The 1029-nt window shown below is 70.8% G+C and carries 1 protein-coding gene; it reads left to right on the top strand.

The window, feature by feature from the left end:
• Positions 1-75 precede the first annotated feature (75 nt).
• On the top strand, positions 76-825 hold the full coding sequence (locus FKP22_RS31515) for a LytR/AlgR family response regulator transcription factor (RefSeq protein ID WP_141292082.1): 750 nt from the start codon (positions 76-78) through the stop codon (positions 823-825).
• Positions 826-1029: the final 204 nt, after the last annotated feature.

Below are 1029 nucleotides of genomic sequence, written 5' to 3'. Positions count from 1 at the left end.
GGCGCTGCTGGTGCTGCCAGTCGCCCCCGCTGCCGCGACGCGGCCCTTGCCCACTGCCACTGCCCCGAATCACCCATGACCACTGCGCTGATTGCCGACGACGAACCTCACCTCGCCCGCTTTCTCGGCGAGCAACTCAAGGCCTTGTGGCCCGCGCTGGAAATCGTCGCCGTGGCGCGCAACGGTGTGGAAGCGGCGCAGCAGATCGATGCGCTGCAGCCCGACGTGGCCTTCCTGGACATCCGCATGCCGGGCCTGACCGGGCTGGAGGTGGCGCAGGGCATCGAGGGCCCGACGCGCGTGGTCTTCGTCACCGCCTTCGACGAGTTCGCGGTGCAGGCCTTCGAGGCCGCCGCGGTGGACTACCTGCTCAAGCCCGTCAGCGAGGCCAGGCTGCAGCGCACGCTGGCTCGCCTGCAACAGCCGCTGCCATCGGACGACAGCCTGCTGGCGCGCACGCTGCAGCAGCTGCAGGCGCCCGCCGCCGTGGCCGAGCCGCCGCTGCGCTGGATCCGCGCCAGCGCTGGCGACACCACGCACCAGATCCCAGTCGACGAGGTGCTGTTCTTCCAGGCCGACGACAAGTACACCTGTGTGCACACCGTCAGCGGCCGGCAGCACCTGATCCGCACCGCCGTCGCCGATCTGGCGGCGCGGCTGAACCCGCAGCAGTTCTGGCAGGTGCACCGCGCCACGCTGGTGAACCTGAACCACCTGGCCAGCACCCGGCGCGACGAGGCCAGCCGGCTGTGGCTGAGGCTCCAGGGCCATGCCGCCGAACTGCCGGTCAGCCGCGCCTACGTGCACCTGTTCAAGGCCATGTGACCGGGCGTTCGGGCGCTCCGATGCACAGGTCCGAAAACGGCCAGTCGGCGCCAACCAGCGGCCTATCATGCCGCCATGTCGCTGAGAAACACCCCTTCGCCTGACGCACTGGTCGCCCTGGCCGCGCCGGCCGATGCAGCGGCCGAAACCGCTGCTGCCGCGCCGGCGCTTGCGCTGTCCGACAGTGCCGCCTACCTCGCGCTG

Origin of the sequence: Ideonella azotifigens, from assembly GCF_006519715.1 — a bacterium.
Lineage (GTDB): Bacteria > Pseudomonadota > Gammaproteobacteria > Burkholderiales > Burkholderiaceae_C > Ideonella > Ideonella azotifigens.
This window is presented reverse-complemented; position numbering and strand designations above follow the sequence as displayed.

Excerpts from the sequence above, each read along its gene's own strand:
- FKP22_RS31515 (WP_141292082.1), top strand. The coding sequence starts at position 76 with ATGACCACTGCGCTGATTGCCGACGACGAACCTCACCTCGCCCGCTTT.